Annotated in this window: 8 protein-coding genes and 2 pseudogenes; 6 read left to right on the forward strand and 4 right to left on the reverse strand. The window is 51.7% G+C overall.

Annotated elements, in window-relative coordinates; genetic code table 11:
• Nucleotides 1–41 precede the first annotated feature (41 nt).
• Both D7024_RS03385 and D7024_RS15330 read left to right on the forward strand, forming a co-directional pair.
• Entirely contained in the window at nucleotides 42–827 is a 786-nt protein-coding gene (locus D7024_RS03385) for a DUF8743 domain-containing protein (RefSeq protein ID WP_121450528.1), read from the forward strand.
• A 157-nt stretch (nucleotides 828–984) separates the two neighbouring features.
• A pseudogene (locus D7024_RS15330) lies at nucleotides 985–1113 on the forward strand (ATP-binding protein); the annotation flags it as partial.
• A 121-nt stretch (nucleotides 1114–1234) separates the two neighbouring features.
• Here the strand turns inward: D7024_RS15330 and D7024_RS15090 are convergent.
• The 3 genes from D7024_RS15090 to D7024_RS03405 all read right to left on the reverse strand — a co-directional run bounded on the left by D7024_RS15090 (nucleotide 1235) and on the right by D7024_RS03405 (nucleotide 2813).
• The gene (locus tag D7024_RS15090) at nucleotides 1235–2023 is read right to left on the reverse strand and encodes a nucleotidyltransferase domain-containing protein (protein WP_243113676.1); all 789 of its coding nucleotides are present in this window, start codon (nucleotides 2021–2023) and stop codon (nucleotides 1235–1237) included.
• 101 nt (nucleotides 2024–2124) lie between these two features.
• Nucleotides 2125–2538: a putative toxin-antitoxin system toxin component, PIN family gene (locus tag D7024_RS03400; protein ID WP_121450531.1), complete on the reverse strand. Its 414-nt coding sequence runs from the start codon at nucleotides 2536–2538 to the stop codon at nucleotides 2125–2127.
• Complete coding sequence (locus D7024_RS03405; RefSeq protein WP_121450532.1) at nucleotides 2535–2813, reverse strand: type II toxin-antitoxin system Phd/YefM family antitoxin; 279 nt, start codon at nucleotides 2811–2813, stop codon at nucleotides 2535–2537. Before D7024_RS03405 ends, D7024_RS03400 begins: the two co-directional genes overlap by 4 nt.
• Before the next feature lie 177 nt (nucleotides 2814–2990).
• Between D7024_RS03405 and D7024_RS03410 the strand changes: the two genes are divergently transcribed.
• From D7024_RS03410 to D7024_RS14705, 4 genes and pseudogenes are all read left to right on the forward strand, one after another.
• Nucleotides 2991–3521, forward strand: a complete 531-nt coding sequence (locus D7024_RS03410) for a YkgJ family cysteine cluster protein (protein WP_121450533.1) — start codon at nucleotides 2991–2993, stop codon at nucleotides 3519–3521.
• Between the two features lie 153 nt (nucleotides 3522–3674).
• Nucleotides 3675–4073 (forward strand): annotated as a pseudogene (locus D7024_RS15095) (secondary thiamine-phosphate synthase enzyme YjbQ); the annotation flags it as partial.
• Between the two features lie 15 nt (nucleotides 4074–4088).
• A complete protein-coding gene (locus D7024_RS15100) occupies nucleotides 4089–4346 on the forward strand; it encodes an AbrB/MazE/SpoVT family DNA-binding domain-containing protein (protein WP_243113820.1) in 258 nt (85 codons plus the stop codon).
• Complete coding sequence (locus tag D7024_RS14705) at nucleotides 4339–4503, forward strand: hypothetical protein (RefSeq protein ID WP_165859252.1); 165 nt, start codon at nucleotides 4339–4341, stop codon at nucleotides 4501–4503. Before D7024_RS15100 ends, D7024_RS14705 begins: the two co-directional genes overlap by 8 nt.
• Before the next feature lie 180 nt (nucleotides 4504–4683).
• Here the strand turns inward: D7024_RS14705 and D7024_RS03420 are convergent, their stop codons facing one another.
• The gene (locus D7024_RS03420) at nucleotides 4684–6153 is read right to left on the reverse strand and encodes an amino acid permease (protein ID WP_121450534.1); all 1470 of its coding nucleotides are present in this window, start codon (nucleotides 6151–6153) and stop codon (nucleotides 4684–4686) included.
• Nucleotides 6154–6404: the final 251 nt, after the last annotated feature.

Raw genomic sequence — 6404 nt, forward strand, 5'->3', positions numbered from 1 at the left:
TAAACATTGGAGGGTTACCTTTTCTTCCAGGGGAGACTGGTTTGGTTGAAAGCTTTTTGGACGAACTGATTATAGAATCACCTGATTCGGCCTTTGAACGGGCGGTTCCTCAGGCGGGGTCCAAATTGTATTATAAGCAAAAGTTCCGCCCGAGAACAGTTTTGGTCGGGGTGGTGAGAGATGAGAGGCAGCTGAGAGTCAATCTTGATAATCATTTCTATCATATACCCTACCAACGGGTGAAGAGGACTTGTTTTAACGTCGACTATATAGCTCTCTATCAACCAGAGACAGTCTTCGGGGATGATTCCGGCATCCGCTATTACGGGCTAGTAGATAAGATAGAGGTAGTAAAGAGAAAGGATATTATCGAACTGCCCAGAAATAGCGAAGAACTATACGTCAAATTCACGGTAAGTGACTGGAAAAATCTTGTTCAACCAATAAAAGCGGCTGGGTACGGAGTGAGAACTCATTTATATACCACACTATATTTGCTTCAAAAGGCTCAAGAATTACCCGAACTAAGCCTAAGGTCTGAAGAAGAATTGAGACTTTGGAAGGAAATCCGGAGACTGGGTAAGAGGATTAAATGGAGAGCCCAAAACCAGCAGTTGACCGTTGACAGTAAGGTTAATGAAATTAAGTTTGATAACGTGACCATAAGGGTTTCGGAGGACCGCTTGATCATAAGTAATGGGCAGCAAAGCGAGGACATGTCACTCACTGACCTTAGTTCAAAACCCCGGGCGGTTTTAAAGACGATCTTACGGTTAGCGGCTTTATCACACCCACCGGCTGGTAGTTTAACACGGGGACAGTGTTAGGCTCAAGCGCCGCCAGCCGGACATTGACCGGATGCTTAGCTGGAATGCCCCAGCAGTAGGGCTCTCTTTCCAGACCGGGAAGAGAGCCTTTCTCCTTTGAATTCATGTTACGAAAGTAGTATAATCATGATTAGGCTAATCACGCGAGGTACTGCAAATGGTTTTTGTAAACCGCAAAACTGAATTGAACTGGCTGGAGGAAGCTTATAGAAGCAGTCGTGCACAGCTGCTGGTGTTATACGGCCGCCGGCGGGTGGGGAAAACGGAACTGCTCAGGGGTTTTTGCCGGGAGAAGAGACACGTCTTTTTGCTACCCCATTTTAGCGGCTGCCGCATGTGTATTAAGGCAGGATCCCACTGCTACTGGCAGAGACCGGGTTGCAGGTTCTGGGTGGCGCCGCAAGGCTCTATCTCGCCGGTCGCTGCTGCTGCTTCACGGTCCTTTCCAGGGCGTCTTCCACCTGCAGGGCATAGTCGGCCAGCAGGTGGAGGTAATGGTGCAGGTATTCCCACGCCTGGAAGTTTACACGGTCGTGGCACAGTATATTGATGGCTTCTGTGATAAAGGAAGCCGCCCGCCGGGTAATGATGCCGGCCCGGTACAGTACCAGGGGCAACTGTTGCCGTTCTTCCGGCACGGGTAGCCCCAGCCTGACCACCGCCCGGTGGGCCAGGTTCAGGCAGGTGCGCAGAATGCCCTCATAGGAGGCAAAAACCTGGCCCCGGGCGGTGCGGACGATCCAGGTTGCCTTTAGCCGCCAGGCGGCAATGGTGGCCTCTTCCGGCGTGGAGCGGCCGCGCCGGAAAGCCAGCTTTTCCAGTTCCACCTTAAAGGAGGGATCCGGGGTGTGGACCGGCAGGGCGCCGGCCAGCATCCAGGGGAGGGAAGAAAGGGTGTGGGGTGCGTTCAGCACCACCACTTCCACCGGGGTGAAGAGCCATTCCGCCCAGGGTTCGGCGTCATAACCGGGAAAAAGCGCCTCCGTCAGGGAGTATTCCAGTGCCGCTGCCAGGTCCAGGGCGTCGTCTGTGTTCGGGCACAGGGAGGGGTAAAGGCCGATGCCCACATCCACATCACTCAAAGGGGTGGCCGTGCCCCCGGCATAAGACCCCATCAAATAGGCCACGGCCACCTGTGGCCGGTCCTGGACATGGCGTTTAATTTCACTGATAATTTTTTCGCTCTCGAGAAGCATTTTTTGGTTATTCCTCCCCGGGTGCAGGTAAACAGTGCAGGCAAATGGGAGCACACCCTTCTCGAGCCACAGAACCGGGAAAAGCCCGGGTCCGGTTTTAGTCAGGTAATTTTCCAGGCCCGGCATGCTTCGGTAGCCTTCAGGATGGGGATGTCAGAAAAGATTTTCAAACCCAGCAGGTGTTCGTCGCCGGAAACGATGGCCCCGGCGCCTGCCTCCAGTGCACACTCGAGAACCCTGTTGTCGGCAGGATCTTCCGTGATGACATTTAGCTGCTTCCGGGGGATAATTAGACGTTCCGGTTGGCACAACCAGGATATTATCCAGCGCAAATCAGGATGGGCGGCGACCACTTTAAGCTTCGGGCGGGCTATAACCAGGATCAATTCTTCGATTAAAGCCGGGCTGATAAAAAGCTTTAGTTTTCTCCCTATACATGCCTTTAGCAGCCGGTGCGGGGGGCCAGTCCAACCGATGGCTGATACCAGTATATTTGTATCCATAACAACTTTCATCTGGAACGAACCTCGCGAATGGCTTCGGCGACTGCTTCATAGGGAATACCGGCTTCAGCGACTGCTTGCTGGATCTTTTCCAGGGCTTCGATTAACTGGTCTTCCTTTGCCTTTTCAGCCAGGGTTTTCAATCGCACGTACTCATCATAATCCAGAAGAATGGCCTTTTCTTTCGAGCGCCGGGTGATGATTACCGGTTGTTTATTTTCGTTTACCCGGCTGATCAAATCCCCCAGAATCCGCCTGGCATTTTCCACATTAATGATGTTTTCCATAAGGATCACCTCTATGTTTAGCTTGCAGTATAAAACCAATTTTGTCAATCCAATAGCTCAAGGGCCAGTTGCTGCACGGCTAAAGCCTTTTCTTTGCCCCAAAACCTTGCCGGTTGTTTTTTATACGCTTTGATAACATTTTCTAAAAGGCATTCTTTCCGCTGAGGTGAGCCAATTATGGTTATTGAAATTGCGCCGGAAAAGCTTAAATTGATAGCCGCACAGAAAGAAGATGAAAACTGGGAATTCCGTTCCTTTTTAAAAACCAGTATTGCGGATAAAAAAGTGGATTCCCTGGTACACAGGCTGTATAAAGATATTTCTTCGCAGGTTGACTGTAAACAGTGCGCCAACTGTTGCCGGGAATGCAGTCCAGTTCTGCACGATAAAGATATCACGAGGTTATCTCAAGGGACGGGTATTCCGGTTTCTGAATTTATAGAGAAATACTTGAAGAAAGTTGAAAACGACTATCTTTTCAACCAGAAACCCTGCCCGTTTCTAAAGGACAATCTGTGTACGCAATATTCATACCGTCCCGGTGATTGCAGGAGTTATCCTCACTTGCACAAAAAGGGTTTTGTTTTCCGGTTGATCAGGGTAATTGATAATTATGCCGTCTGTCCAATTGTGTTTCATGTTTACGAGGAACTGAAAAAAGAGTTGGGCTGGAAGAAAAGGACCAGACCCGGAAGAATGCCGACGTAAGGTTAACGTCAGCACCCTGAAGGAGCTCTCGCTCATCCTGTGGAGAACTGTTTCACGTGCTGCTGCTTACATCAGCCATTTCCACATTGGATGCCACCTTTAATTTCCCGTTTAATTTGCGGAACAAAAAAATTTCCTTAGGGAGCTGTTACAATGAAGTCTTACACCGAGTACCTCTGGTTCAACACTACCAGCCGGAGGGAGTACATCAATATAACCTCTCAGGTGGAGGAGGCGGTAAAAAAGTCCGGTATTAAGGAAGGGCTGGTGCTGGTCTCGGCCATGCACATTACCGCCGGGGTCTATGTCAATGATGCCGAGGAGGGGATTATCCAGGACATAGACAATATGCTGGAGAGGCTGGCCCCCTTTGGTCCGGATTACCTGCACCACCGCACCGGGGAGGACAACGGCGACGCCCATCTGAAGAGCATCCTGGTCCACCACCAGGTGATCCTCCCGGTGACCGGCGGAAGACTTGACCTGGGCCCCTGGCAGCAGGTTTATTATGCTGAATTCGATGGCCGTCGGCGGAAAAGGGTCATTATTAAATGTAAGAAAAGGGAGGTGTGTTGTTTGTGCACAAGAAATATCATTAAAACCACTGTCAGTCACCGTTACCAGACCGTTATTCCAGCCGGGATTAGGGAACGCTATAATATCCGGGAAGGCACGCGCATAGCCTGGATCGACCAGGGCGGGGAGATAAAAATAATTCCTTTGCCAGCTGAACCGGGTAAACTTTTCCGGGGTGCTGGAAAGGGAAAGGATTTGCTCGGTTTACTGATGAAGTACCGGGAAAAGGAACGGAAAGTAAATGAGTGACATCAAAAAATACGTGCTGGACACCAGTGCCCTGTTGACCTATTACCAGGATGAAGCAGCTGACCTGATCGAAGAGGTATTTCAAGGAAAAAAGCTGCTACGCTGGTGCACCGGGATCCGGAATTCAGCAGAGTTGATCTGGAAATTGATCAGTTGATGCTTCCGGCTAAAAATATCCCGAATTCTCAATAACCAGTTCGGATAAAAATTGGGCTGAAATCCTCTGACAATGCTCAACATGATCCGGCCAGGTAACCGGATTATTTTTGTGTACGCCCGAACATGGTCGTGGTCTATTAAAAGCATATCTAGGAAATTAACGCTGGGGTTTGCCGGTCTAGTCCCGTTCAATAGAGTCAGGCGTTTGTGTTTCTTTGGTGGCGTCTGCCGGCGGGAGAAGCTCTTCCCCGATTTCCCAAGCAGCTTCCGGCTGAACGTCACCTGGCCTGATTAAAACGGCCTTCCTGGCACGGGGAGCCCAAACTTTGAACACCAGATAACCCAGCGAATATACGCCCGTCAAAGCGAGGCCGGCCAGAAGGCCCGCACCCTGGCCGGGTATCAGGGGCATGCTGGCCATGATAGCCAGCAAAGCGGCCAGCCCTCCCAGAGTGGTGTAGGGGTAGCCGGGCAACTGGCAGCGCCCGGTGGGAGGACAACCCCAAGCTTTGCGGAAGCGGTAATGGGTGGCCATGATGATCACGTAGGCCAGAAGTAAAGAGAACCCCCCTGAAGCAACGAGGAAAAGGTATATCCCTTTCGGCAGCAGGTAAGACAGGCTCACTCCGGCCAGCATGGCTGCACCCGAAAACAGGATTCCTCGCCGGGGAACCCCTGCAGAAGCGGCAGGTTCTTTCAGCCAGGATGGGGCGTGCCCCTCCAGGGCCAGGGACTGGGTCATCCGCCCCAGCCCGAAAGTGGCTGCCAGCATGGTGGAGAGGATCGCTGAAAGCATCACCACGTTGAACAGCTGCCCGGCCCACCTTAACCCGTGGGCCTCGAGGGCCATAACCAGGGGACTTCTTTCTGCCGAAAGGACATTTGTTGGTATGAGGGGCAGTAGAGTAGCCATAACGGCCAGGTACAGGCCCACCAGCGAAATTACGGTGTAGGCTATGGCCTGGGGAATTGTCTTCAGCGGGTTGCGGGTTTCCGGCGCCGCGAGGCCCACGACTTCAAAACCGGCATAGGTGAACATTACAATCAACATGCTGCCGGCGATGCCACCCAACCCTCCGGCTAAAAAGAATTCCTTACGTAGTTCGCCAAGGCCGACGGCCGGTTTAGCGGGGACCATCCCCAGAATCAGGCTCAGGCCGGCGACCACAAAACCCACCAGTGCCAACAACTTAAAAGCTGCAAGGCTGCTTTCAAGCCGGGCGAACAACCTCGGTCCCACAAGATTTAACAGGGTTACGACGACGATGATCAATGAGGCTATGATCCCTATGGGTATTTCCGGGAACCAGGCATGAAGGAAAATCGACGCTGCGGTAGCCTCGCTGGACATGGCCAGGGTGAGCCCTGTCCAGTATACCCAACCCACCACAAAACCCAGCCAGGGCCCGAAGTTTTGCTCGGCATAGGTGCGAAAAGAACCGGGTACGGGATTTGCCACAGTCATTTCGGAAAGGGCCGTAAGAATGATGTAAACCAATATCCCTCCAAGGATGAAGGAAATGATTATCGAGGGCCCTGCGGCGCGTATGGCTACGGCTGAACCGAGGAAAAAAGAACCCCCTACCACCGTCCCAAGGGCAAGCAGCACTAGATCCCGGGTGGAAAGACCTTCCTTTTTATTGACCATCCTCAAACTCCCTGTTTAATGAGCAATATGTCCCCCTTAGTATGTGCATTAAGAGTAACGGCATTCACCACCGGCCCCTCCCGCAAAAGCGCGAGGGGCCTTTTTGTTTTACGCCGGGTTTTACAAAGCGCTGTGGGTTGTGGTACATATTTAGGGAGGCGACAAACAGGAAAAAAAGCGCAGCGGTAAAAAGTCAAGCACTTTTTGAAGGGGAATTGGAAAAAATTTTTAGGGTTAAGCCATAAAAAGGC

It is taken from the genome of Desulfofundulus salinus (genome assembly GCF_003627965.1).
GTDB classification, from domain to species: Bacteria; Bacillota; Desulfotomaculia; order Desulfotomaculales; family Desulfovirgulaceae; genus Desulfofundulus; species Desulfofundulus salinus.